Source organism: Cerasicoccus sp. TK19100, assembly GCF_027257155.1.
GTDB classification, from domain to species: Bacteria; Verrucomicrobiota; Verrucomicrobiia; order Opitutales; family Cerasicoccaceae; genus Cerasicoccus; species Cerasicoccus fimbriatus.
This window is the reverse complement of sequence record NZ_JAPWDU010000012.1, coordinates 1-25,616: the sequence shown is the minus strand read 5'-3', so window position 1 is coordinate 25,616 and position 25,616 is coordinate 1. Positions and strand designations below refer to the sequence as shown.

The following is a 25,616-nucleotide window of genomic DNA, read 5'->3' as shown; positions in this document are numbered from 1 at the left end:
TAAAGCCGCTCCCACATTTTTGCTCGCCCAGTAGAAGCGGCTTTACGCCGCGATTGCTTCTGAATGGAGAACCACTTCGGAATGTAGGGCTCGCGCTTGCGCGACGCCGCCACTGCCCCTACGCCAGCAGGATGCGGCATCGCGCAAGCGCGAGCCCTACAGTTCAGAGCAGGCCGGCCAAGCGACTGAACGATGAAGTCCGTTTGCGAATCTACAAATAGTAGAAGACATTGCTTCAGGCAATTCGGCCTAGCCAATGTGAATAACTGAACCTCGCTATTCTCACATTTCTTGCTACAACCAAGCCTGTGCGTCGTATATCCCTCATTTTGCTGGTCCTCTTCCTGACCAGTCAGCTTTTTGGCATCCAGAAAATGGAGGTATTTGAGCTGCAAAACCGCGACGCCGAGTCCTTGGTACCCGTGATTGCCAGCGCGCTCGGACCGGATGCCCGGGTCACCGCCGACACCCGCACGAACAGCCTCATCGTCTCCTACCCGGCCGAGCTGAAGGAGAATTTACACACGATCATCAACCAGCTCGACCGCGCCGAGCCCAACATCACCGTCGAAGTGACCACGGTCGACGTGGAGACGGCATTCCTGGTCAAGCTCGGCATTGCAGGGCGTAACGGCCTCAGCCCCAACGACTACGACCGCCTGCTGCCCCTGCTCGTTGGCAGCAGTCAGGCCGAACTTACCGGCCAGCAAAGCGTGATCACAAAAAATAACCTCCCCGCCCGCATTGCATTGCAGTCACAGCCCGCCTATTTCGACCCTAACCGCCCACGCCCGCCAGCGGTCACGCAAATGAGTGTTATCCCCCGCCTTATGGGTAACGAAATTGAGCTTAAATTAGCCCATACATCGCCCTCGTTGGCCGGAGAAAATGAAACCGGGCAAGGAAGGGTATTCGCGACGAGCATGATCCCCGATGGTGGCGCATTGATGTTCACCTTTAACCAAGAGGAAAGCCAGCCACGCCAAGCATTTATCCCGATCATGCCACTCGGATTGGGCCAATCAAAAGAGCGATCCATGCAGCGCCTGGTCCTGCTCCATGCTGAAACTACCGATTATAAAGAGGCCGAAAATAAGTAATAGCGAAAATTAAAAATCCAAGGTATCATGTAGGGAAATTCAGGTGTTGTTTATAAAGAAACTATGAATTGACTAACTAGGCTATATAGCCTATTCATATAGACATGCGTTTGCAGGGGATGAGTTCTAAAATACAACCAAGAGTCTTTGTTTACGGCACCCTCAAGCCGGGCGGATACTACTGGCACCGCTTTTGCGAAGGCCGGGTCTCCAATGCGGTAAAAGCAAAAGTGAAAGGAAACCTCTATGCGCTGCCGGTTGGCTATCCCGCCATGGCGGCGGGAGACGGCTGGGCTCACGGCTATTTGTTGACTCTGCATGACGAGGCCGTTTTGCGCGGCTTCGACACCTTGGAGGACTACGAGCCTGGCCGCTGCCCATCTGAAAACGAATACGAGCGCGTCGAAGTCAGCGTGTATTTGGAAGATGGCACCTCCGCCGGCACCGCCTGGACCTACATGATGGAATTGGAGCGCATCAACGGCTACCAGGGCGTCATCATCGCCAATGGCGACTGGGATGTCGACGACCCCGACACGCTGCCCTCGCTCTGCTAGAGCACTTTCACTTTAAATAGTCTGTTCAGGCCGCTGTGATTTTGCGTGTCCAGCAAGGCACGAGGAGCAAAGCGGGCTGGAAGCCCGTGAGCGACGAGTAACGCTGCTGGCGCACAAAAGCACACGGTTACAAGCTTCGGGCGCAAATGAAAGGTCGCGGCGTTGGAGCCTCAATCACGGGCTTCCCACAGGCTCAGGCCAGGCCAGCCCGCTCAATCGGCTCCGCCTTGCGCTGCATTCATTTTCGCTCCCACCTGAGCGGACTATTTAAAGTGAAAGTGCTCTAGGCGCTTAGCGGAATCCTGACAGAACCGCTTGCGACGGGCTTGATTTAACCGCAGCCATCGTTAGCGTTCCGATCCATGCACGCGACTGACAGCTGGTTCGACCAGCGCGAAAAATGCCCGATCTGCCATGGCAGTCAGTTTCGCCTGGTGCATGCAGCACCTTTTGATCAGCCGCCGCTACGTGACTATTTTAAGCTCTACGACGAGATCGGCGGCGTCGAGTTCGACATCATGCAAGGTGCCGAATATCGCCTGTGCGAATGCGCGCAATGCCGGGGGCTTTTTCAGCAGAACATCCCCAATGACGCGCTCATGGTGCGCCTGTATGAGCAATGGATCGACCCGGAGAAGGCCCGGGAGCGCCACCGTCAGCAGGATAACCTCGATCTCTACGCGCACCACGCGCAGGAGATGCTGCAGCTCATCGCCTACTTTGGGCGCAAGCCGGCGGAATTGGCGTTTTTTGACTTCGGCATGGGCTGGGGGCAATGGCTGCTCATGGCCAAGGCTTTTGGCTGCCAAACCGCCGGTGCCGAGCTCTCCGAAGCCCGCATCAACCACGCACACGCCAACGGCCTGAAAACCATCACGTGGAACGAGATTCCGGGCCAGCAATTCGACTTCATCAACACCGAACAGGTCTTTGAGCACATCCCCGAGCCCCTTGAGACGCTGCGCCACCTCAAAAAGGCGCTCAAGCCCGGCGGGGTGATTAAAATCAGCGTGCCGGACGCCGAAGGCATCGACCGTAGCCTTGAAACCATGGACTGGCAGGCACCCCGGAAGCACCGCAATTCGCTCAACGCCGTTGCTCCGCTGGAGCACATTAACTGCTACCGCCGTGAGAGTTTCGCCGTGATGGCCGCCCAGGCCGGCATGGAGGAAGTCGCCCTGCCCCTGCGCCTACAATACAAATACTGGTTCGCCTGGGGCAAGCCGGCCCGCATCGCCAAGAACCTCGTCCTTCCCATTTATCGCAACATCCTGAGAAAGCAAAATTACGTGCTGCTGCGATCGGTTTCCTAAATGGCCCCACAGCAAAATAGGGTCTGCGCAGCACAAAAACCGGTAAAAAACGCTAGTTCGCGGAAAAGAATTTGATTCATCCAGCCAAGGCGTGAATCGTGGGGCCAATGAGCGCACCCATTCCGAATATTTTAGCTGATCGTTATGCATCTCAAGCGATGCAGGACATCTGGTCCGCCACGGGCCGCATTGTCCTGGAGCGTGAGTTCTGGATCGCCGTCATGAAGGCCCAGCGCGGCCTCGGTCTGAGCATCCCCGCTGAAGCCATCGCAGCTTACGAGAAAGTCAAGGACCAGGTGAACCTCGACTCCATCCGCGAGCGCGAGGCCATCACCAAGCACGACGTGAAGGCGCGCATTGAGGAATTTAACGAACTCGCCGGCTGGGAGCACATCCACAAGGGCATGACCAGCCGTGACCTCACGGAAAACGTCGAACAGCTGCAAGTCTGGCGTTCGCTGGAGCTCGTCGCGACCAAGGCAGCGGCCTCGCTGCTGGCCTTTGCCAAACGCGCCGAGGAATACAAGGGCCTCGTGATCACTGGCCGCACGCACAACGTCGCCGCGCAGACCACCACCTTTGGCAAGCGCCTGGCCATGTTTGGCGAGGATATGCTCCGCGCCATCGAAAACCACGAGCAGACCATGCGCCAGTACGCCGCGCGCGGGCTCAAGGGTGCCGTTGGCACGCAGTTGGATCAGCTCAATCTCTTCGAGCAAAACGCCAGCCAGGTTTCACGTCTGGAAGACGAAGTCGTCAAGCACCTGGGCATTCCGCAAAGCCTGAGTAACGTCGGCCAGGTTTACCCGCGCAGCATGGACTTCGAGGTCGTCAGCGCGCTTTACCAGCTCGGCGCCGGGCCGTCTTCTTTTGCCAAGACGCTCCGTCTGATGGCGGGCCACGAGCTCGCAGGCGAAGGCTTCCTGCCTGGTCAGGTCGGCTCCTCCGCGATGCCGCACAAAATGAACAGCCGCTCCTGTGAGCGCATCAACGGCTTCCACGTTATCCTTCGCGGCTATATGGAAATGGCTGCCGGGCTCGCCGGTGACCAGTGGAACGAGGGCGATGTCTCCTGCTCCGTCGTCCGCCGCGTGATGCTGCCCGACGCGTTTTTCGCGATCGACGGCCTCTTTGAAACGCTCCTCACCGTGCTCAACAACATGGGTGCCAACCCGGCGATGATCGAGCAAGAGAACCGCCGCTACCTGCCCTTCCTCCTGACCACTACCGTGCTCATGGCCGCCGTGAAAAACGGTGTGGGCCGCGAGACCGCGCACGAGGTCATCAAGGAGCACGCCGTCGCCACGGCCAAGGATTTGCGTAGCTGCGTCATTTCGGAAAATGACCTGTTCGACCGCCTCGGCAAGGACGAGCGCCTTGGCCTGAGCCCGGAATACCTGAAGCACATCCTGACCACTGCCGGACAAGCCACCGGTGCCGCGCATCCGCAAGTGGAGACCTTCATGAAGCAGGCCCGCGGCTGGGGCGAGCGCTACCCGAAGGCCAAGGATTTGCAGCCCGGGAAGATTCTGTAGCCGCGCGCCGGGTCGCGGCGCGGAAGATTAAAGGAAAAAGATTAAAGGAAAAAGGGTCAGGGCGTAGGATGCGGGCAAAGCAGCTAGTGTTGGTGCTGGCATCTGGAAATTCTTTATCCAATCCACCAAACTGAAACTTTTTCCTTTAATCTTTTTCCTTTTTCCTAGGCGGCCTTTGGCCGCCTAGTTCTCATACCGATCCGGCCGGAACTCCCAGCGGATTTCCTTGCTCTGCGTGCGCTCGTAGGCCTGACGCTCTTCGTGGTAGCCGACTTCGCGCATCGTATCGAAATACATCACGTAGCACATCACGCCGAGCAGCAGGAACATAAACGCATACTGCATACCAAAGATGAAGCCAGCCGGCAACTTGTGGCCGCTGAGCTTTTGGATCGTGGCAATGGTCATATGGCCGCCGTCGAGCACGGGGATTGGCAAGAGATTCAAGATCGCGAGGTTGATGTTCAATAACACCGCGAACCAGATGGCGCGACGCCAGTCCCACTGGGCGATCTTGTAAAGGTTGGTCGTGATGCCGACTACGCCGGAAAGGTGGCGCACCCCGATGTCTGACTTCGGGCTGAGCAAGCTGCCAAGCGTCCGGAAGGTGCGCTCAATGTGCTCTTGAAACTGAACCAGCGGATTCTGATGGATGAGCACCATCTGCCGCGCAGTGATAAAGCCGAGCATCACACGCTCGTTGGGCGGTGTGATCGCGAAAGTCGTTTCCGCAGGCAGCTCGCGTTTACGCGTTTGCCCTTTTCCGTTGGTTAGCTCCAAGGCAATCGCGCCACCAGCCGCTTGTGCAAAGGCCTGTTGTAAGGCCGCTAGCGAACCAACTTGCTGACCATTGACGGACTCAATCGTCCAATCGCCGTCACTCTGGAACATCTTTTCTCCGGACTCCATGGTGAAGACCGCCAGCAGCGAAGCCGTCTCTGGCAGCGAAGGATCTTCCTTGGTATCGAGCGGGTATTGCGGGATAATTTCAAAGGCGGGCTCCTCTCCGCCAGGCAGCGTGACTACCGCAACCGGGCGCGTAGTCGGCACTGGCAAGGCATCGATATTCAAAGTAACTTCCTGACCGGCGCGATCCACGACCACAGGGATCGTTTCGCCCCGCCGCTTCCCCAGGATTTGGGAAAGCTGTTCAACGCTGTAAAGCTTCTCACCGTCGGCTGAAAGGACGGTGTCACCCAACTGGAGTCCCGCTGCCTTCGCCGGAGAATTATCCTGAAGCCCAATGACCTCCAACGAGCCGCTTGAACCAATCCCGATCTGGCGGATCAGGTCCTTGGAGCCGGAGTTGATCTGTACCAATTCCGGCTGGATCGAAACATCCTTTTGTTGGCCATCACGCTCGATCGTGAAAATCGTTTGCGGGTTGCCTTCGCTGTCGCGGCCTTTGCCGAGGGCGACCATTTCCGGCACGTCCATAAAGGACTCAATCGGCTCACCGTCGACGGCGATAATGCTGTCTCCAGCGCGCAGTCCTGCCTGGTAAGCTGGCCCGGGGGCACCGTTATCCAGCTCCTCAAGCACGACGCCGATCTCGCGGCCCTCCGCGCCTTTGTCACTCGGATAGCCGGTATACCAGCCGACCAGAGCGATGAGAATCGCCAACATGAAATTGAAAAGCGGCCCCGCGAAGGCGACATACATTTTGTCCGCGTAAGAAATCGGGGGCAGTTTGTCGCGTTCGTCGTCCTCGGTACCGCCCTCGATACCGCGCATTTCGGCTAACTGCGGCAGTGTCACGTAGGCACCAAAGGGGATTGCGCAGATGCAATATTCCACGCCGTCGCGGCCCTTCCAGCTGATCAGCTTACGTCCGAGGCCAAACAGGGAAAAGCGGTCCACCTTCAGCCCGCGCCAGCGCGCGGCGATGTAGTGGCCGTATTCGTGGACGACAATTGCACCGTTGAACAGCAGGAGCACCCAAAAGACGCCCCAAGCGCTGCTGAACAGCATATCAAACAAAGTGGGTTCAACCATTATTCTCTACCGTAGATGATTGGAAGTCAGACCGCAATGCCGAAGAAATGTTCAATGCAGGGTCGAATTCTCCGGGGTATTGGCGTGGCGTGGGTCAGTCACTTCAGTGGCCGACATGTATTTCAGGCTGAATGGCAATTCATTGCCAACATACGGATGGCTGAAGCCAACCGCGCACGCCCTCAGCATCGAGTGCGGCGCGAGATCGCCACTTAGCAGGAGACGCGCGCCTACCCTACCCGTTTTTTAGTCTGACGGCCCGTAACAAAATAATGATCGTTACGACATTCCATCACCCGCGATTGACGCCCGCGCGAATGCCAATATCCTGCTCCTTACCATGAAGCACGTTCCCCTGATCCCATCTACCGCCTGCGGCCCACTGGGGGTCAAACACCTGCCCCGCCTCTGGCTCAAGGTGTCCCTGCGCACCCAGGACAAACTCCAGGACGACTACCACAGCATCGGCCCCGGCTTTGACCGGATGACCCTCGATACCCTCGGCGTGCCAGCGGAGGAGTTTGAGCACTACATCGCCGAAGACCGCCCCACCTACATCGAGCTCGAAGCTTGGATCATTAAAAATTACGGCGACGGGCTCGACCCCATGAAGATTGCCACGCTAAACCGCATCATCGAGACCTATCAGCACGACCCCGAGACACGCGCCCAGATCCTCGATGAAGCCGGCATTCAGGACGACAAAAGCATGCTCACCGCCGCCGTGCTCAACAACATCGACGACTGGACCGTCTTCCACAAAAGCGTGCTGGAGTAGCCGCCGCCTAAACCGCAATCGCAGCCTGAGGCCGTGCCCGCCGCAGCGCTGCCGAAGCGATAATACGCACGATCTCATCGTCGCTGAGCATATCGGTGTTGATGATCAGGTGGTAAAGCTCGGGGTCTTCAATATCCCGGCCAAAGTGCGAACGGAAGAACTCCCGGCGGCGACGGTCGTCCTTGAGCAATCGGTCGGCGGCTTCTTTTTCGCACAGGTCGAAAAGCCGCTCCATGTGCAGCAGCCGATACTTCACCGAGCCGACCAGGCGCACATTGAGCACGTTGCGCATCCCTGCACCCACCACACAGGCACCGCGCCCGACCAGAATCACGTGACCACGCCCCAGGAGGCGGACGATTGTGTCGCCCACTTTCTCGTGCAGCTCCCACATCGAGGGGTGCAGACCAACGATTTCGTTGATCGCCGACTGGAGCTCGTTGACCTTGGTCTCGGTCATGAATTTTTCCAGATAGCGCGGCAGGTTATGGTCGTCGAGGACGCGATGGATGAGGTTTTTGTCGAACAGCGTCCACGGCGGGTCGGTAACGGCGTCTTCCTGTTCGAGGTGCTGCACGAGCAGCTTGGCAATGGTCGTTCCGCGGGCTCCGACCTGCCGCGAAAGGGTAATGGCAGGCAGGCTGGCCGGGGTTGGGCGGAGTCCGCCACGGGTATCCGCCGAGCTCGTAACGTAAGCCCGGCATTTTTCAAACAAGCGGGTTTCGGACATGGGGTTTCCTTGGTTGAATGTAATATAAGCAATTGTCCATCAAGGCTCAAGCGATAAATCGCATTTTCCGTATAAAATTAAGCCGGCTGGACATTCTTATAAGAGCGGTTAAACTGATATTTATGCCCTACCTAAATATCCAAACGAACCAGACCCTGAGCGACGATTACCGCGAAAAGTTACTCGTCGAAAGCTCCAAGCTGGTCGCCGAAGGTCTCGGCAAAAGCGAAGAGTTCATGATGGTCTCCATCAAAGACGATACTCCCATGTTATTTGGCGGTAAGTCCGGCCCCACGGCGTTTCTCGAAATCAAGTCCGTCGGCATCCCCGCCAACAAAACCAAAGATATCTGCCAGCAGCTCTGTGAGCTGGTTCATTCCGTGGCCAGCATCCCGCCCGAGCGCATTTACGTGAAGTTCAACGACGTCCAGCGCTCCATGTGGGGCTGGAAGGGCGACATGTTTGGCTAAGATAGCCGCCACTGACAAAAAAAACGACGGCTCCTACGAGCCGTCGCTTCCAGTTGTTGTCGTTAAGATAGTAACTACTTGCGGCGGCGGATTAGGACCGCGCCCAAAACGATTGCGCCAATGCCTGCGGCGGTGACACCCGGCTCCGGAACGATGCTAATCGTGCCATCGCTGGTAAAAGTTGCCGGATCCGGCCCTTGAACAGCACTAAACCCATCGGCCGTAAAAGTGATCACGCCGGTGCCTCCGGTCAGCGACATAATTTCGTTGAAGAAGGCCGTGCCGGCCACGGTGAAATTGGTGATCGTCGCCTCACCCGTACCGGTAGCTTCAAAGTCATTTACGTTATCAACAGCAGTAATAAAACGAGTAAGGTCACCCGTGACCCATTCATCGCCATTGTAATAAAAAGTCAGGTTGGGCCCGGCACCACTGATGCGGTAGTCCTCAAAACCGGGCGAAGCGGGTCCAGGTGATTGCGTTACGGAACCCGGGCCGGTATACAAGTCCAACGATCCAAATTCCCAAGTCAGCAGGGAAATATCGAAACCGCCGCCTCCAGGGGAAAAGGTATCCAAGTCGGTGGTGTTACCAGTCGCACCACTGGGACCGAGCGGCGAACTGCCGTAGTCATCGACAATGTTTAGATACATACTGGTGCCGGTCACCCAAGGGTCTCCATCGGCATTGATCGTGTTCGTAACTCCGTTCTGGTAGGTAATGAATGCCGCAGAGGCAGACAGCGTGGATAGGCTAAACAAGGAATATACTAGCAGTTTCATAGTATCCACAAGCATAGGCACAAGCCCCCACCCAGGCAAGATTAATGTAACTCGAAAATAGAGGGCTTCAGCTATCGGCCCCTTTTTTCCCTCTACATAAGTGGATAATTAAGAGCAACCCACTCAGCGCCAAACCCGGTGCGAGCACGAGCCACGGGGCGTTCGCGAGGTAGGCTTGATTTTGACGCAGCATGGCCCCCAATTCGGGAAAATCCGGGTCGCCGATCAGCCCCAAAAACGCCAGACCGCTCAGCTCCAGCGCACACAGCGCAAAGACCAAACGCGCCAGCGCCGCGACGTCGGGCGCGAGGTTGGGCCACAACGTACGCCGGAACAGCCCCCACCCCGTCGCGCCCAGCGCTTCGCTGGATTCCACGTAGGCCGCGCGCATCTGCTCGCGCCAGTTGATCCGCAGTTGCCGGTAGCTGATGGGGGCATTGCCGAGGGCGACGGCGAGCACCAGCGTCGCCCCACCGGGTGGCAGAAACACGAGCAAAATCAGGCTCAGGAAAATAACCGGGAGCCCCAGCCAGACTGACGCGATCAGCGGGATGGTTGCGCGGCCAAATTTACCCGTTTTTTCCTCAATCGCCAACATGCAGGCAGCGACGACGAAGTTCAGCGCGAGCGCCGCGAGACTGAGAAAGGCGGTGTTCGCCAGGCCGCGCCAAAGGCGGCTAAACACATCGCGCCCCAAGCCGTCCACGCCCAGCCAATGCGCCGCGCCAAAACCGCCCAAACGCAGTTCGCGGAAGTCCTGCGCCAGCGGATCATAGGGCGTCCAGGCGAGCCCCACGGCGGCCACGGCGAACACCCCGACCAGCAGCCAGTTAACGCGCATCACTGCCCTCCTCCGTTTGCGCCAGGCGCGGGTTCAACGCCACGGCGAGCAGCTCCGCCAGCCAGACCACGGCAAAGATGAGAAACATCACCAACAGCAGGCCGTATTGGATAATAAACACATCGCGGTCCAGCACGGCACCCACCAAATACCGGCCCATGCCCGGCCAGGCAAAGACCGTCTCCGTTAACACCGAGCCCCCCAGCAGCAGCCCAAAACTGGTCCCCAGCGCAATAATCAACGGTGCCCCGAGCAGCCGCAACCCATGGCGCAGCCAGATCGTTACCGGCGAGAGCCCCTTGGCCCGAAGCGCGATAACGAGGCGCTGCCAGCGGGGTTCCTGGATGCGCGCACGCAGCAGGCCGCTCACCACCGCAGCGGGAAAAAACGACAGGCAAAACGCCGGCAAGGCCAGATGGTGAAGCGTTGATCTCAGCGCTGGCCAATCTCCGGCCGTGAGCGAATCGATGATCAAAAAGCCCGTCCCCCGGGGCCGAATTAACACGTAGTCAAACCGCCCCGAAACGGGAAACCAGCCCAGCCAGGCCGCGCCAATAATGATCAGCAGCAGGCCCAGCCAGAAGATCGGCACGGTCAGCCCCAGCGCCCCCAATGCCTCGGGCAGTCGCCGCGCCCAGCGCCACGGCAGGGCCTCGCCCATGAGCGTCGTCCCCAGCCCGACCAATACGCCGATAACCAGCGCCGACAGGCTCAGCTCCAGCGTCGCGGGCAGGCGGTTTTTCACCTCATCGGCCACCGGGCGTTGGTTCAAAATACTCGCGCCCCACTCGCCCCGGAGGAAGTTGCCCAGATAGCCAACGTATTGCGTGGGCCAGGGTTTATCCAGCCCCAGCTCGGCCTCGATCTGTGCCGCGCGCTCCGGGTTGGGCGCCTTTTGCGCGAGCAGCACGCCATCGCCCAGCGCCAGCCGCGACGCGGCAAACAGCAGCGCACTCGCCGTTAAAAACAGCGCCAGCAACAGCAGAGACTTGCGCAGCGCATAACCAACCATCCCGCTATGCCATCCACCTGGAATGCAGTGTCAAGGCAGCAGCGCACGGCCTATCGCCATTTCCAACCACGATGATCTTCCACCGAGATATCCGTTAGACGGGAAAGCTCCTGCAGGAACGCCACGGTCTTTTCCTGGCCAATTTCTGAAATCGGCAAAAGAAACATTTGCCCTGGTTTAATGCGAACCATGCCCAATTTGTCATCATACTTGAGCCCAATGATTCCACTAAATTTAATATAGCTCTCGCCATCAAAACCGTATGTGCGGATACCATCCTCCTCGATGATGATGCGATTCGATTCACCTTCTAAGCGCCCTTGGAAGAGTCTTTGGTAATGCTTGGCGAAGTGTCTGCGATATCGCCAATGCGTCCACTTGGGCAGGAAGAGAAAAAGTAGGATGGCACCCACAAAAAATAAAGCAGCAATAGAAGGTTCAGCCTTATTGAAAGCAACGAATGCAAAGCCTAAGTAGAATAAAGATGCCAGAACCCTTACGATTAAACGACGCCTAGAGCTACCAGCATCATGTGCAGAGTGAAACATCTGGCCGTCGACGAAATCATTTTCAGTGATTCGGTATGAGATCTCCATGGCGCTCCATAAATTCGAAATATGCCGAATTGGCAATCACTACTTCAGTCCCGACTTCGGATCATGCGCGATGATCCAGGCGCGCATTTCCGGGCTGATTTGGCTCAGCGGATTGCCGCCGACCGAGAGCTGCTTGACGGGGACGCTCATCAGCGAGTCGGGCAGGTTTTGCAGTTCGTTGTCGGTCAAGACCAGCTCGCGAAGCTGTTGGCATTGGCCGATCTTAGGCGAAATTTTCTTGAGCAACGGATAGCCCTGCTGCGGGTCACCGTAGCAATGCAGCACCTCCAACCGAGTCAGCTGCCCAATGTCGTCGGTGATCTCGACCACGCCATCCTCCTGTAAATAGAGCTGCGTAATGTGGCCGTTGGTGACATAGGTCGCGTCCTCGACTCGTTTTTGAGTCAGCCCGTTAGCGTCGAGGATTCGGCGCACGGCCTGCATTTCCGGATGGCTGGCGGGCAGTGTTTCCACGGACTTCTTTTGGGCACTGATCGTGTCCATGTCGGTCGCATTGCCGTATTTGAGCGACTCGCGGAGAGCCAGCAGGAAGCCTTTGCCCATAATCAGCTCACCCGCGTAGGAGTTGGGGTGGACGTCGGCGGGGTCATTGGTGTGTTCCGGAGCGATGAAATTACCGTCGCGATGGTCGGCGGAAAGCAGCGCACCGAGGTCGTAGATGACCGCCTTGCCGCCGTAGCGCTGGCGGACTTTTTCATTAAACTCCGCCGCCTGCGCATTACCCTCGGCCTTGCTCGGGCCCATGAAGCCGCTCGTCACATAAATAACCGTCAGGTCCGGGTAATCCCGCGCGAGGCCGTCAACGAAGTCCGCGTATTGCTGGAAGGGGTCACCTTTGGCCTGCGCGTAAAACAACACCGCCACATCGGCTTTTTTCGCGAACTCGTGAGGCGGCTCGCGGAGCACTTGCTCGAACTGCCCGATGCGCTTGGTCTGCGGGTGCGGCGTGGCGAGAAAATGCACAAAGCGGTGCTCGTCGAACGCGTCGGGCGGGATGATCGTCGGATCCCCGGCAGCGCGAAAAACATTCCACAGCTGATAGCCGTCCATGATGTCATAGCGAGGGTCTTCCTTTTTCAATGCGTTGAGGCCGTCCTTGAGGTTCAGGCCGAACGAACGGCTCGCGAGGATAATCTTCAGCTCGCGCATCTGGTCGAGCTCCGCATCGGTCAGCGAATCGAAGTGCTCATCGACATACGCGGCGTTGATAATTGGCGGCTCGGCAAAGAGCGGGGTCAGCGCCAGCAACAGACACAGGGGGAGGTATCGCATGCCCGGACTTTAGCGAATCAAAGCTTATGATCAAACCAAATGCGTTGATATCTAACCGCCCCGATAATCGCTGGGGGACTTTTTGTGCGCCATTTTAAACCGGCGGCTGAAATAAAAGGCATCCTCGTAGCCGACTTCATGGGCGACTTCCTGCACGTCCAGCCGGGTGTTGCGGAGTAGCTCGGCGGCCACGCGCAGGCGATTGCTCTCCAGCATGCGCTGAGGCGTCGTGCCGGTCTGCTCGCGAAACACATGTGCAAAGCGCGAGGCGGACAGACCACAACGCCGCGCCAGCGAGTCGCTGTCGAAATCCTCCCGCGGCAAGGTGGCCAACCACTCAACGACGGAGCGAATGCGCGGGTCCATCCCGCTGCCGGGCAGCTCGCTGTAGGCGTTGTGGATTTCCAGCACCGCGCGCTCCAGGGCGTTCATCGCGAGCTCCGGTGCCAGCGGCAGGCCCGAGCGACCGAGTCGAATCGTGGTCTCCATCGCCTCGTCCACCGCTGGTCGATGGACAGGGGTCAACTCGAAGATGCGGACGCCTCGCGCGCGCTCCGCCCAGGCGAGCCAGGGCCGCCAGTGCGCCCGTGGATTAAAGTGCGCCCAGATGATATTCCATGTGCCGTGAGCCGCATCCGTTCCATAGGACTGATAGGCACCCAGCTCCCATAGAGCGACTGAGCCGGGATTTAGCAAGATGCGCCGTCCGTCATGAGTTTCGCAGTATCCGCGCCCCGATCGGCTGTAAATAAGCAGCCAATCTCCGGAGCCCTCCGGTCTCCAGGTCGTGTAGCCCGTTCCCCGCTCCATCGCGCCAGGCCCGATAAGTTGGATGTTGGTGTGGATATCGGGCGTGCGACTCATTTAACTAAACAGCAGGATAATCCAGGCAAAAAGCAAAGGGAAACATTCACGCCAAGGCAAGCTTTTGGTATTATGGCCACTAATGAAACCCATCCATTACCGTGATACCCCCGCCATCAAAGCCTGCTACGACGAGAACGGCGTCGTGCTCGTTGACGGCGTTTACACCGAAGATCAGCTCAGCCAAATGGAGCAGTTTTTTGAGGATTTTAAGAACGAAAAGGCCATCTTTGACGGCTCCGAGCACTACACGGAGGAGGTCAAGGCGCAGCGGCAGGTCCGCGCCCTGCACCCCCACCGCTTCAGCAGCCAGGTGAAAACGTGGTTCCTGGAGCCGCGTGTTGCCCATGTGCTCGAGGCGCTCTTTGGGAGGCCCGCGCTGGGTGCCCAGACCATGTATTACTACAAGCCACCCGGCGCGAGCGGTCAGGCCATGCACCAGGACAACCACCCCCTCGCCACCAAGCCCGCCGCGTGCATCGGCGTGTGGAGCCCCATCGATGACGCCGACGAAGACAACGGCTGCCTGCGCGTCGCCCTCGGCTCCCACAAGCTGGATATCTTTTGTGCCAAAGGCACGCTGGCCCGCAATCCCTACGAATACGGGGACAGCCACATCAGCCAATACCCGCGCGAATACCCGCCTGTCGCGATCCCCGTCAAGCGCGGGCAGACACTCTTCTTCCACGGCCACACGATCCACGGCTCGGGCCCCAACCGCACCCAAGACCGCTACCGCCGCACCTTCATCGGTCACTACGTCGACCAAACCACCGAGGAAATCGCCGAATTCTACCACCCCATCCTTAATATGCAGGGCGAGGTCGTCAGCGGCATCGCCATCGGTGCCAACGGCGGGCTTTGCTAAACAACAGACCCACCTACTCAATCGCGAACTTTTCTGCGTGCCTTTGGGGGAATTCCGTGATGCTCTCAGCCTATGCCTGAGCGAGTAAAAGCGGTCCTCGTCACTATGTTTGAACCCGGTGGTGGCCAGCCCGGTGAGCTGTCACCCTACATAGATTTGTTCGGCCTGGAGCCGATTGAGATCCCCGGTGCCGGGCTCGACCACGTGTTCGCCAATGCCGACCGCAGCCTGATCGCCATCGTGGCGGGCGTCGGCACGGCCAATACCGCCGTGTCCGTCATGGCGCTGGGGCTTTGCGGCATGTTCGATTTCTCCACGGCACACTGGCTCGTCAGCGGCATTGCGGGGGTCAACCCACGTGAGGGCTCGCTGGGCAGCGTTTACTGGGCGGACTGGGTTGTCGACGGCGATCTGGGACACGAGGTGGACCTCCGCAGCGCACCCCAAGACTGGCCCATCGGCATTTTCCCACTTGGTGCCAAGGAGCCCTATGGCCCGAGCACCCTGGAAAGTGGCTTGTTCGGCCGGCCTTATCAGCGTTTTCAAATCAACCCCGAGTTGCTGGCTTGGGCAATGAGCGAAACCGCCGACCTGGCGCTCGAGAACCCGCCAGAGCTCGCAGGTGAGAGTGCGGATTTCCAGGAGTTCCCCGCAGCGGTCGAGGCACCTCATGTCGCGATTGGCGGGACGCTCTCCGCCGCGCGCTTCTGGCACGGCGAGCATCACAACGAGTGGGCCGAGCACTGGATACGCTACTGGACCGACGGCCAGTCAAAATTCGTCACCTCGGCCATGGAAGACACCGGCACGATGCACGCCATTGGCCAGCTACAGCGCATGGAGCGCGCGCGGCAGGACCACGTGCTGGTGATGCGCGCGGGGAGTAACTTCACCATGCCACCCACAGGCAAAGACGCCGTGCAAAACCTAATCGGCGATGCCGAGCCGAACTACCCCGGCATGGTCGCGGCGCTGGCAAATTCCAGCCGTGTGGGCGGTAAAATCATCAACGCGTGGCTAAGCGCGTAACCGGCATGGTTAATGCCATTTTTCCGTACCTCGTGCATCAGGCCAATCAGGTAGTCTCAGCAATAAAGCGATCACTGCTGGCAGCCTAAACCATCCTCCCCATGGGGATGTAAAATAATGTAAAACCCGAAGAAATGCTCAGGCTAGGCGTGCCCTAAGGCGTAATTTGGTTACATAATAGCCTATCATGCCTGAACTGCAAAATAACCGGCGCAACCGGGATCAGTTTCTGCGAGAGCTAGTGGCCGAAGTGGCCACGACTTTGCAAGATGTGGTCGGAGCCGACGAAGCGGAGGGCTTCGTGAAAATAGTTGGCCTGCAGATGGGCAAGCGCATCAACGAGGACTACACCACAGCGGAAGACATCGGCCGCTGGAGTTTGCAGGACCTCGCCGATGTGCTCATCGACCTGAAGGCGAAAATCGAAGGCGGATTCAGCGTCGAAAGCATTCAGGAAGATCGCATCGTGCTGGTCAACTCCCGCTGTCCATTTGCGGAGCTGGCCGTGGGCCGCCCGGCACTCTGCCACCTGACTTCGTCTGTCTTTGGGCAGGTGGCCTCCGCACATTTCGGCTACGCCAATGTCGAGATCACCGAGGCCATCGCGCGGGGCGACAAACGCTGTCGCGTCATCGTGAGCTTAAATCCAGACGTCGCCACGCAGGCCAGTGTCCACTTTCACCGGGGAAAAATATGAGCGCCAATTCATTTCAGGAACAGTTCGCCTTACTCGAACAAATCGGCTGCCCCATCGCCCTGCTCGACGACGAGCTATGCATTCACTTCGCCAATGCCACCTTTGAGGAACAAATGGGCGGCACCCTGCCGGTCAATGGCGACCTGGAAAGCGTCCTTGCCAATTCACGTGCGGTCCACCGCAGCATCTCCGCCGCAGAAACCATTGCCAGCCCGATCCCTATGCGGCTGGAGTCCCTCGTGGGCAAACACGCGCTCCATGGCCTGGTGAGCCGCGTCACCTACGCCGGGCGCATGCTGTTTCTCTTTCATGGCACGCAGAACGACGCCAACCGCTTTACTCGCCTCAACCACGAACTGCACTCCATCCATAGCGCCCTCAACCGCGAGCGCCAACTGGCCCGCCAACACGAGGACACCTGCCGCGCAATTGAAGCCTTCGTCGATGTGCTGGTGCACGACATCCGCTCACCGCTAGCCACCGTCGTGCAAGGACTCGGCATGCTGCCCGACGAAATCGAGGCCGACAACCTCGACTTCAGTCGCCGCATGATGAACGAGCTCAAGCTCTCTAGCGAGCGCCTCGTGGAATTCGTCGACAGCCTCTACCAGCACTCGCAAGTACACCGCGCCGAGCTCAACATCGAAAGCATCGACTTGGCCAGACTGATCAGCGATCTGCAAAAAGACCTCTCCCTGCTCTTCACCGAATGCGGCGGCGAGCTGGTGGCACCGCCACTGTTGCCCGTGATGAAGGCCGACCGCCAGCAGCTACGCCAGCTCCTGCAAAACCTGCTCCAAAACGCCGTCAAATTCCGCCATGACGAGCGGCCACTCAGCGTCACCCTCGGCTGCGAGCGGCTGGACGACTCCACCCTGGAAATCTTTGTCCGCGACAACGGCCAAGGCTTTGATCCCAGCTCAGCCAAGGACCTTTTCGACCCCTACAAACGCAACGGCGACAGCAAAAATAACGGTCTCGGCATTGGCCTGGCCACCTGCCGCTCCATCGCCGAGCGTCACGGCTGGACCATCCGCGCCATCGGCAAAGTCAACCATGGCGCTGAGTTCCGCGTGCGCATACCGTCGCACGTGTAGGGGGCATCGGGGCATTCCTTTGCGGAAAAAGGTGGCGGCCGATATCCTTATCGGCCAGAGCCCCTAAAGAAAAGATGGGATGAGTCCGCGCTAAACCATATTCGCGAATTTAGGCCCTCAGCCAATCATGACTCCTTGCCTACATTGTGGCCGATAAGGATATCGGCCGCCACCCATTTACCTGCTCAATCGAGGCAGCTAAGCGTTCGCGTAATAGTCTGGCTCGTTGCCGGGCTTCCACTTGATGTTGCAGCCGATGGAGGGCTTTTGCACGTCGTCGAGGATGCGTTCGCCTTCGAGCGTGGCATCTAGCGCGGCACTGACATCGCTGCCGGTCACGGAGACGCCGTTGCCCGGGCGGGAGTCGTCGAACTGGCCGCGATAGCACAGGTAACGGTCGCGATCGAAGACGTAGAAGTCCGGCGTGCAAGCGGCACGGTAGGCCTTGGCCACCGTTTGCGCTTCGTCGAACAAATAGGGAAAGGTGTAGCCCGCCTCAAAGATCTGGGACTTCATTTTCTCCGGGCTGTCGTCCGGGTATTGGTCTACATCGTTGGCGTTGATGGCGATCACGGCGACGCCGCGCTGTTGGTATTCCTCGGCCAGGCGCGCGAAGTCGCGGCGGATGTGGAACACATACGGACAATGGTTGCAGATAAACGCAATCAGGTAAGCCGAAGCTCCGTCGAACTGCCCCAGCGACACGGTATTGCCGTTTGCGTCAGGTAACGCAAATTCGGGGGCTGGTGTGCCCAAGGGAAGCATCGTGGAGTTTACCGCTGCCATTGGACCCCATCGTAGGAATCGTTCCCCTCAAATCAATTCAAAACGGGCGTTTTAATAAACACAATTAATCCAAGATTGCCGACCGGCTTTTTCCGTGATACACCGCCATGCGATGAAACTTCAATACCTAGGCCATGCTGCGTGCCTCCTCGAGGTGGACGGCGCCAAACTCCTGTTCGATCCGTTCCTGTCGGGAAACGAAAAATGCAACGTCGCTCCCGCTGACGTCCAATGCGACTACATCCTGCTGACCCACGCCCACCAGGACCACGTGGGCGACGCAGTGGAAATCGCCCTCGCCAACGACGCGCCCATCCTCGCCAATTTCGAGCTCGCCAGCTACCTCAACGCCAAGCACGGCGTGAAGGTGGAACCCGTCAACCCCGGCGGCGGGATCGACCTGCCCTTTGGCCGCGTGAAATTTACCTTCGCCTACCACAGCTCCAGCACGCCCGACGAAAACGGCGTCCCGATTTACATGGGCCAACCGGCGGGCATCATCGTCACCTCCGGCAAGACCAGCTTCTACCACGCGGGCGACACCGGCCTCTTCGGCGACATGAAGCTGCTTGGCGACATGCACGACATCGAGCTGGCACTGCTCCCCATTGGCGACCGCTTTACCATGGGCCCGGATGACGCCGTGAAAGCCATCGAGTTCCTGCGCCCGCGCTACGTCGTGCCGATCCACTACAACACCTTCCCCGGCATGATCGACCAAGACCCCGAAGCCTTCGCCGACAAAGCAACCAGCGCCACCGGCGTCGCAGTCAGTATTCTCGAATGTGGAGACGCGGTGGAGTTTTAGCGGCAGAATTGTCACTCTGTAGGACTACTTATTTCGCTACCTTGCGCTTGCCCTGAGCGCGGGTGGTTCTTTAGCGTGGATTTCATGAACTCCGCTACCACCGAGACCCTCATTAACTCTTTCAAGCAGGCTGGCCAGGGCCAGGTTTTCCAATACTGGGATGAGCTGGACGACGCCGCCAAAAGCTCCCTTATCGAGCAGGCCGAGCAAATCGACCTTGCCGAAATCGACCGCCTCAACGAGACCCTCGTGCTCGGCGACAGCGACGCCCATAGCGTCGACCTCAGCGACCTCGAACCGGCACCCTACATCCCCCGCCCCGAAAGCGGTGGCGATCAGCAAGCCTGGCTCGACGCGCGCACCAAGGGCGAGGAAGCGCTGAAGGCCGGCCGCGTGGCGGCGTTCACGGTAGCTGGCGGCCAAGGCACGCGCCTCGGCTACGACGGCCCCAAGGGTACCTTCCCGGTTTCCCCGGTTCGCCAGGCAACGCTGTTTCAGATCTTCGCGGAAAAGATCGTCGCCGCCCGCACGCGCTACGGTGCCACGATCCCGTGGTTCCTGATGACGAGCAACCTCAACCACGAAGCCACCGAAGCTTTCTTTAAAGAGAACGACTTTTTCGGCCTGGGCGCGGACACCGTGCACTTCTTCAAGCAGGGGCTGATGCCCGCCGTCGACCTCGAAGGCAAAATCATCCTCTCTGGCAAGAGCGAGATCGCGATGAGCCCGGACGGCCACGGCGGCTCGCTCCGCGCGCTGGTTCGCAGCGGCTCGGTCGAGAAAATGAAGGCCGCCGGCATCGACATTATTTCGTATTTTCAAGTGGATAATCCGCTCGTGAAGTTCCTCGATCCGGCACTGATCGGCTTCCACCTCGACGCGCAAAGCGAGATGTCCTCCAAGATGCTGCCCAAGGCTTACCCAAAGGAAAAGGTTGGCCACTTCTGCACGCAGCGCGGCAAAACCGTCGTCGTCGAATACAGCGACATGCCCGACGAACTCGTTGAGCAGACTACCGACAGTGGCGAGCTGCGCTACATCGCCGGCTCCATCGCCATCCACGTGCTCGACCGCGACTTCGTGGAAAGCATGGGTGGCAACAATCCCGACGCCGCCCTGCCCTTCCACCGCGCCGATAAAAAGGTGCCCGCGCTCGACGCCAACGGCGAGCCTTTCAAGCCCGAAGAGCCCAACGGCGTGAAGTTCGAGATGTTCGTTTTCGACGCCCTGCCCTTTGCGAAAAACCCGGTCATCATCGCCACCACGCGCGAGGAAGATTTTGCCCCGGTCAAGAACGCGGAAGGCGTCGACTCGCCACAAACTTCCAAGGACGCCCAAGTGTATGAGTTCACTCAGTGGGCGAAGAAAGCCGGCGTGAACATCGAGACCGACGAAAACGGCATGCCGCACTTCACCTTTGAGGTCACGCCCAAGTTCGCCGACAGCGAAGAAGCGTTTGTCAACCGCTGGCAAAGCCTCGACCCCAAGCCGGAGATCAAAGAAGGCACCGTCTTGGATGCGTAGCAACCTGCGGTTGCATCCCTACGTTTGGCCCCTTCAGCCTTCGTTCGATTATCCACCTTTAAAAAACTTATACAAAAAACCAAAAAATAAGATAATAAAGGCGGTAAACGAAGGCAAAGCGAGCGGCCTAGATGCAACTACATCCGTAGAAAAAAAATATATAGTGATGCACCCAAAAGGGATGGAACACAGTAAAAGTTGCGTAGCGCTGAAACCTTTTTCAGCCATAATATTTCTCAATTAAGAATAACTCACACCCCATGTCAGTCCATTCCTTTGAGTATTCAAGAATCTTTTCTCTCGCACTCTGATTAGACTCAAATGAATTCCACCAATGTGCATTTAAATCATTCCACTCCCCACGAGCGATCATCTCCATGGATCCCGATTCAGTTTCATTAATTAGCGCTTGCCCACCAAGAATAACAAACCCCACACCGATACTTCAAAGGCAGAAATAATCAAAGACATAATTCCTAGCGAGCTACTTAGACCACGCTGCGATGCCTTACAGTGTTCTCCTTGATCTATGTGATGCGTCATCCGTCCAGCATCATAACTCGAGCTAAATACTGACACAACGTGACCTACTTCAGCTTAATTCCTGACCCCAAACCTCTCTAATACAGACTCAGAAATGACACCAAAGGTTGCTCCCATTTGCATATGATCAGCCCGATCAATAAACGTGGGAGCTCATAGATTTGCGCATTGCGCAAATGGGCTAATCAATCTGGCTAAAGGTAGGGCGCAGTCTCCAGACAAGCCGCCAGCATCCTGCCCTGGGCTGAGCATGTCGAAGCCTGGACCGATAGATTTGCACACTGTGCAAATACCACTCCGCCGCAGCGGCTTGTCCCGCTCAGCGGGACTGCGCCCTACCATTTCCTGTTCTACGCACTTCAATCCGCGCTTGCCAGCAGGGCGGCGGCGGTAAACAGTAACCCTCATGGCCGCTGGCAGCGACAACATCTTCCCACCTCTCTCCCGCAACGTGCGCAGCGCGTCGCGTGCGGTGATCATCCAGGATGGCAAGCTACTCGCAATCAAGATGAAGCGCCCTCGCGAGAAAGAGATTTTCTACATATTGCCCGGTGGCGGACAGCGCCACGGCGAGACACTGGTCACCTCTCTCATGCGCGAATGCCGCGAAGAAATTGGCGTGGAGCCCATTGTCGAATCCATGGCCTACGTCCGCGAATACATTGGGCGCAACCACTCATTTTCCAACAAGCACCGGCACTTTCACCAACTGGAGGTGGTCTTCTTCTGCCGTCTGCCCGAAGGCGTGGAGATCGACCTGAGCACCAACGGCGACCGCAACCAGGTCGGCATTGAGTGGATCCCAATGAGCGAGCTGCCGAAAGCCAACTTCTACCCGCGCAAGATCATTGAGTTCATTCGCGAGGGCGGCCTGCATATCGACCCGCTCTACCTCGGCGACATTAATTAGAGCACCGACGCTGGCGGTTAACTGCCAGCGGGCGACTTCGGCGGCCACTCGCCTCCGGTCATCTCCGGCGGGTCAAAAAAGGACTCAAAAACGCCGATATTCATCTCCGCCTTTTCCAGCTGAATCTCCATGGTGGGATCGCCGTCGATGATGAAATGGATGTTGTAGGGAATCGTCAGCCAGCCCAGCTTGCGGTAGTCACCAAAGCGGGTAACGACCTCTTTGTCATCCGAGTTCGTGCTGGTAATCTGATGCTCCAGATAGGTCTCGGGGTCTAGCCAGTAGATGGCCTCCGGGCGGTTGGGCAGCGCGACCTTGATCCGGTGATAAAGCACACCGTCGTCCATTTCGTCGGACAGCATCGTGAGCGCGCCGGGATTGTCGCGCTCCGTCCACAGAGGGCTAACGATGCGCGAATCACTGAGCACGCGCTCGCGGTCAACGCCGGTTACTTCAAAAATCTCAGGCCGGCCAGCATACTGCCGCCACACTTGGTCCCCATTGGTGGTGGTGATCAATTCGAATAACGGTGTTTCCAGACTCACACGGCTCATGTTTGGCCGACGCTTAATTTGCTGAAACTCGATTGGCTGGTCGCCCTGAATGATCTCGCCACGCAAGCGCAAGCTCTTGATCTGGCTGATCTTTTCCGGGCCACCCTGGGTCGCCGCGTAACGCTCGATCAGCTCTTCCAGATTACGCGGCGGGCCGTCGTAGGAAATTTCTTCATCCGCCCCGGAGTCCTCATTCGTGGTCTCTGTCTCGGCGACAACCACGGTTTCGGTGGAGGGCTTCCACTGCTGGGAAAACCACAAAGCCGCCACGGCCAACAACACCAGCAGCACCAGCGCCGCGAGAATCAGCGGCAGCTTGGATCGCTTCTTTTTATAACGAACACCCACGGAAAAACGAAAGTAAGCAGATAGAGAAAAGCGCCACGCGCCAGAGGAAACATATAATATATCACCCCTGCCCCGTGGCTAATCAACGCTAATTTCAGCCAATCCCGCCCGGCTAAGCGCTGGGACGGTAGCTGTGCTTGGCGATGTCGCGCGCGACGACCTGGCGGAACTCGTCCAGAGAATCGATGACGCCGAGGCCGAGCAGCTGGTAGCCGATGTTGCCCACCGTGGTGCCCTCCAGCTTGTAACTCGTCACCGGGATGCCCGCAAAGTCAGCAATGCGCTGGCAGAGCAAACGGTTCTTCGAACCGCCGCCAACAATGATCAGGTTGTCAAAGGTCTCGCCGGTCATCGTCTCAAACTTGGTGACCGTGTCGGCCACGCTGGCGCCGAGGGAGTCGCAAATCAGGCTCACGTAGCCGGGCAGGTCAGCCGGTGGCTTGCCGCCGCGCTTGGTCAGGTTGGCGTCGATTGCGTCCTTCATGTTCTCCGGGTTGAAGAGCGAGCGGTCGCTGGTGTCGATCAGGACGTCTGCGCGGCTGATGTCGTCCGCGAGCTCGATGAGGGCGGACCACTCGGCATCATTGGTCGGGCGACCGTCGAAGGACGGCATAACCTTTTCCAGCATCCACAGGCCGAGGAGAATTTTGTTTGGGCGGTAGCCGCCCTGACCGTCGCGTTCGTTGGAGACCCCCAGCTCGTAGGCGATATCGCCCGAGGCGGCTTGTGCGGTGAGCCCGCCCGTGAGCAGCCAGGTGCCGGCGGAGATAAACAAGTCCTTGCCGATGCGCGGGATTGCCTCGAAGGCGCAGGAGGTGTCGTGCCCTGGCGCGAGGATGACGTCGATGTTTTCCAGGCCTGGAATGTCGCGGACCTTGCCGAGCTTTTGCCCTGCCTTGGCCGGGCCCTGGAACCAGTGCGAGGGGATGCCAAAGAAGTCCAGCGTCGCCTGCGAGAACTCGCCGGACTTGATGTCGAGCAGTTGGCCCGTGCTGGCGATGGAGACCTCGTTGACCATCTCGCCCGAGAGCAGATAGTTGAAATAATCCGGGAGCAGCAGGCAGCGGTCCACGGCGTCGCGCAGATGCGGGAAGGCCGTCAGCGACTCGTGCAGTTGAATGACGGTGTTGTAATTTACCGGCGGCAGCCCCGTCCAGTTGTAGAGCTGCTTGTCCTCGCCGTTGGCGATCAGGCGGTCGCGGATCGGCTCAGTGCGCTCATCGCGATAGGCGTGCACGGGGGCCACGAGGCGGCCTTCCCGATCGAGCAGCGCGTAGTCGACACCCCAGGTGTCCACGCCGCAGGAGGCGAGATCGGGGAACAACTTTTTCGCCTCGACCAGCCCCTTTTGAATGTGGCTGAAGAAGCCGCCCAGATCCCAGTATTCGTGCTGGTTGAGGCGGTGAAAGGCGTTCGGGAAGCGATGGACTTCAGTTAGTTCGAGCGACTCGTTGGTGTAGGCACCAACGATGACGCGTCCGCTGGTGGCACCGAGGTCAACGGCGGCGCAATGGGTTTTCTTCATGATTGAGGGGCAATCGGTTTGGGTTTGGGAGAAATTAGTTGGGCAGGAGCAGCTTGGCACCGTTGTCGGTGATCGCCTGGGCAATGTCGTCCGGCGGCGGCGCATCGGTGGCCACGGTGAGGTTGGGCTTAAAGGGGGTCGTCAGATGCAGCGCGCGGCGGTCGTGCTTACTGCTGTCGAGCACGTAGAAGGTCTCGTCGGACGAGTCGAACATGCGGTGCTGGAACGAGACGATGAAGGTATTGGTGTTCCACAGGCCCTGTGCCGTGATCCCCGCTCCGCCGCACACGGCGATATCGGCATGTACTTGGCCAAGCGCCTGCTCGCACGTCGGCCCGTAGAGAATCCCCAGCCGCGCGTAAACCGTGCCGCCGGTGACAATCGTCTCGCACGAGCCCACCTCGCTAAAGAGCGCCGCGACCGGGAGGCTATTGGTAATGACAACCAAGCGCTTCTCCACCAAAAGCTTAGCGACAGCATAGCTCGTCGTGCCGCCGTCGATAATGACCGTCATCCCCGATTCAATCTTCGCGGCAACGCTGTGCGCGATACGGTGCTTTTCCTCCGATTGACGGTCGTCCTGCGTAATAAAATCGTAGTCGCTGGCGGCAGAATCCTCGTCCACCAAACTGGCACCGCCATGGTGCCGGCGGATCACACCGTTGGTCTCCAGTTCGTTGAGCGCACGGCGCACAGTCGACAGGGAGATGTCGAACTTCGTCCCGAGCGTGTGCAGGTCGGCGTATTTATGCTCGCGGATGAATTTCTCGATTTCGTCGAGGCGTTGTTTATTCGTCATGGGGCGCGTTTCGGATTTTTCGCGAAACTAGCCCAGCCAATGCACGAAATCAACCAAAAGCTGCCAGAATCTTCCAAGGGTGTCTGGTGTATTAAGTAAGGAACCTGGAGCCGCCATGGCAAGGTTGTTGACTGCGCAATCCACGAGGCTGATTCAACCACGTGGCTCACTTTGGTGCCACTCCGCTGGAGCAACTGTCTTTGTTTTGGCTCATGCTATTTTATAGTTTGGGTTTTTGATGATGGCGTTGAGCATGATGATG

25 protein-coding genes are annotated in these 25,616 nt (G+C 58.4%); 13 read left to right on the top strand and 12 right to left on the bottom strand.

Annotated features, from left to right (window positions below; translation table 11 throughout):
* Positions 1–308 precede the first annotated feature (308 nt).
* The 4 genes from O3S85_RS21085 to purB all read left to right on the top strand — a co-directional run bounded on the left by O3S85_RS21085 (position 309) and on the right by purB (position 4,505).
* On the top strand, positions 309–1,100 hold the full coding sequence (locus O3S85_RS21085; protein WP_269543218.1) for a secretin N-terminal domain-containing protein: 792 nt from the start codon (positions 309–311) through the stop codon (positions 1,098–1,100).
* Positions 1,101–1,219: 119 nt separating this feature from the next.
* Complete coding sequence (locus O3S85_RS21080) at positions 1,220–1,657, top strand: gamma-glutamylcyclotransferase family protein (protein ID WP_269543216.1); 438 nt, start codon at positions 1,220–1,222, stop codon at positions 1,655–1,657.
* Positions 1,658–2,019: 362 nt separating this feature from the next.
* A complete protein-coding gene (locus O3S85_RS21075; protein ID WP_269543214.1) occupies positions 2,020–2,970 on the top strand; it encodes a class I SAM-dependent methyltransferase in 951 nt (316 codons plus the stop codon).
* A gap of 107 nt (positions 2,971–3,077) precedes the next feature.
* Complete coding sequence (purB, locus tag O3S85_RS21070; protein WP_269543211.1) at positions 3,078–4,505, top strand: adenylosuccinate lyase; 1,428 nt, start codon at positions 3,078–3,080, stop codon at positions 4,503–4,505.
* Positions 4,506–4,688: 183 nt separating this feature from the next.
* Here the strand turns inward: purB and O3S85_RS21065 are convergent, their stop codons facing one another.
* Positions 4,689–6,476, bottom strand: a complete 1,788-nt coding sequence (locus O3S85_RS21065) for a M50 family metallopeptidase (protein ID WP_269543209.1) — start codon at positions 6,474–6,476, stop codon at positions 4,689–4,691.
* 364 nt (positions 6,477–6,840) lie between these two features.
* On the opposite strand from O3S85_RS21065, the gene O3S85_RS21060 reads away from it, so the two are divergent.
* On the top strand, positions 6,841–7,278 hold the full coding sequence (locus O3S85_RS21060; RefSeq protein ID WP_269543207.1) for a hypothetical protein: 438 nt from the start codon (positions 6,841–6,843) through the stop codon (positions 7,276–7,278).
* Positions 7,279–7,285: 7 nt separating this feature from the next.
* On the opposite strand, the gene O3S85_RS21055 is transcribed toward O3S85_RS21060, so the two are convergent.
* Positions 7,286–8,008 carry a cytidylate kinase-like family protein gene (locus tag O3S85_RS21055; RefSeq protein ID WP_269543205.1) on the bottom strand — a complete coding sequence of 241 codons (723 nt, stop codon included), beginning with the start codon at positions 8,006–8,008 and terminating at the stop codon, positions 7,286–7,288.
* A 122-nt stretch (positions 8,009–8,130) separates the two neighbouring features.
* On the opposite strand from O3S85_RS21055, the gene O3S85_RS21050 reads away from it, so the two are divergent.
* The gene (locus O3S85_RS21050) at positions 8,131–8,478 is read left to right on the top strand and encodes a phenylpyruvate tautomerase MIF-related protein (protein WP_269543203.1); all 348 of its coding nucleotides are present in this window, start codon (positions 8,131–8,133) and stop codon (positions 8,476–8,478) included.
* Between the two features lie 74 nt (positions 8,479–8,552).
* On the opposite strand, the gene O3S85_RS21045 is transcribed toward O3S85_RS21050, so the two are convergent.
* From O3S85_RS21045 to O3S85_RS21020, 6 genes are all read right to left on the bottom strand, one after another.
* A complete protein-coding gene (locus O3S85_RS21045; RefSeq protein WP_269543201.1) occupies positions 8,553–9,260 on the bottom strand; it encodes a hypothetical protein in 708 nt (235 codons plus the stop codon).
* A gap of 67 nt (positions 9,261–9,327) precedes the next feature.
* A complete protein-coding gene (locus O3S85_RS21040; RefSeq protein ID WP_269543199.1) occupies positions 9,328–10,101 on the bottom strand; it encodes an ABC transporter permease in 774 nt (257 codons plus the stop codon).
* Positions 10,091–11,113, bottom strand: coding sequence for an ABC transporter permease (locus tag O3S85_RS21035; protein ID WP_269543197.1), 1,023 nt, complete (start codon positions 11,111–11,113; stop codon positions 10,091–10,093). Before O3S85_RS21035 ends, O3S85_RS21040 begins: the two co-directional genes overlap by 11 nt.
* A gap of 50 nt (positions 11,114–11,163) precedes the next feature.
* Complete coding sequence (locus tag O3S85_RS21030) at positions 11,164–11,709, bottom strand: hypothetical protein (RefSeq protein ID WP_269543195.1); 546 nt, start codon at positions 11,707–11,709, stop codon at positions 11,164–11,166.
* A gap of 39 nt (positions 11,710–11,748) precedes the next feature.
* On the bottom strand, positions 11,749–13,002 hold the full coding sequence (locus O3S85_RS21025) for a leucine-rich repeat domain-containing protein (RefSeq protein ID WP_269543193.1): 1,254 nt from the start codon (positions 13,000–13,002) through the stop codon (positions 11,749–11,751).
* A 51-nt stretch (positions 13,003–13,053) separates the two neighbouring features.
* Positions 13,054–13,866: a helix-turn-helix domain-containing protein gene (locus O3S85_RS21020; protein ID WP_269543191.1), complete on the bottom strand. Its 813-nt coding sequence runs from the start codon at positions 13,864–13,866 to the stop codon at positions 13,054–13,056.
* Positions 13,867–13,948: 82 nt separating this feature from the next.
* On the opposite strand from O3S85_RS21020, the gene O3S85_RS21015 reads away from it, so the two are divergent.
* The 4 genes from O3S85_RS21015 (at position 13,949) to O3S85_RS21000 (ending at position 17,557) form a co-directional block, all read left to right on the top strand.
* Positions 13,949–14,734 (top strand): phytanoyl-CoA dioxygenase family protein, encoded by a 786-nt coding sequence (locus tag O3S85_RS21015; protein WP_269543190.1) that lies wholly within the window; start codon positions 13,949–13,951, stop codon positions 14,732–14,734.
* A gap of 72 nt (positions 14,735–14,806) precedes the next feature.
* Complete coding sequence (locus tag O3S85_RS21010) at positions 14,807–15,763, top strand: purine-nucleoside phosphorylase (protein WP_269543188.1); 957 nt, start codon at positions 14,807–14,809, stop codon at positions 15,761–15,763.
* A 187-nt stretch (positions 15,764–15,950) separates the two neighbouring features.
* Positions 15,951–16,460: a methanogen output domain 1-containing protein gene (locus O3S85_RS21005; protein ID WP_269543186.1), complete on the top strand. Its 510-nt coding sequence runs from the start codon at positions 15,951–15,953 to the stop codon at positions 16,458–16,460.
* Positions 16,457–17,557 carry a sensor histidine kinase gene (locus O3S85_RS21000; protein ID WP_269543183.1) on the top strand — a complete coding sequence of 367 codons (1,101 nt, stop codon included), beginning with the start codon at positions 16,457–16,459 and terminating at the stop codon, positions 17,555–17,557. Before O3S85_RS21005 ends, O3S85_RS21000 begins: the two co-directional genes overlap by 4 nt.
* A 198-nt stretch (positions 17,558–17,755) precedes the next feature.
* Here O3S85_RS21000 and O3S85_RS20995 read toward each other — a convergent pair whose 3' ends face one another.
* Positions 17,756–18,343, bottom strand: coding sequence for a thioredoxin family protein (locus O3S85_RS20995; RefSeq protein ID WP_269543180.1), 588 nt, complete (start codon positions 18,341–18,343; stop codon positions 17,756–17,758).
* A gap of 112 nt (positions 18,344–18,455) precedes the next feature.
* Here O3S85_RS20995 and O3S85_RS20990 point away from each other — a divergent pair, with 112 nt between their 5' ends.
* The 3 genes from O3S85_RS20990 to O3S85_RS20980 all read left to right on the top strand — a co-directional run bounded on the left by O3S85_RS20990 (position 18,456) and on the right by O3S85_RS20980 (position 22,128).
* A complete protein-coding gene (locus O3S85_RS20990; protein WP_269543178.1) occupies positions 18,456–19,151 on the top strand; it encodes a metal-dependent hydrolase in 696 nt (231 codons plus the stop codon).
* Positions 19,152–19,235: 84 nt separating this feature from the next.
* The gene (locus tag O3S85_RS20985; RefSeq protein WP_269543176.1) at positions 19,236–20,675 is read left to right on the top strand and encodes a UDPGP type 1 family protein; all 1,440 of its coding nucleotides are present in this window, start codon (positions 19,236–19,238) and stop codon (positions 20,673–20,675) included.
* Positions 20,676–21,624: 949 nt separating this feature from the next.
* Positions 21,625–22,128, top strand: a complete 504-nt coding sequence (locus O3S85_RS20980) for an NUDIX domain-containing protein (RefSeq protein ID WP_269543175.1) — start codon at positions 21,625–21,627, stop codon at positions 22,126–22,128.
* A gap of 17 nt (positions 22,129–22,145) precedes the next feature.
* Here the strand turns inward: O3S85_RS20980 and O3S85_RS20975 are convergent, their stop codons facing one another.
* From O3S85_RS20975 to O3S85_RS20965, 3 genes are all read right to left on the bottom strand, one after another.
* Positions 22,146–23,030 carry a hypothetical protein gene (locus O3S85_RS20975; protein ID WP_269543174.1) on the bottom strand — a complete coding sequence of 295 codons (885 nt, stop codon included), beginning with the start codon at positions 23,028–23,030 and terminating at the stop codon, positions 22,146–22,148.
* A gap of 112 nt (positions 23,031–23,142) precedes the next feature.
* Positions 23,143–24,555: a rhamnulokinase gene (locus O3S85_RS20970; RefSeq protein ID WP_269543173.1), complete on the bottom strand. Its 1,413-nt coding sequence runs from the start codon at positions 24,553–24,555 to the stop codon at positions 23,143–23,145.
* Between the two features lie 34 nt (positions 24,556–24,589).
* Entirely contained in the window at positions 24,590–25,354 is a 765-nt protein-coding gene (locus tag O3S85_RS20965; protein ID WP_269543171.1) for a DeoR/GlpR family DNA-binding transcription regulator, read from the bottom strand.
* Positions 25,355–25,616: the final 262 nt, after the last annotated feature.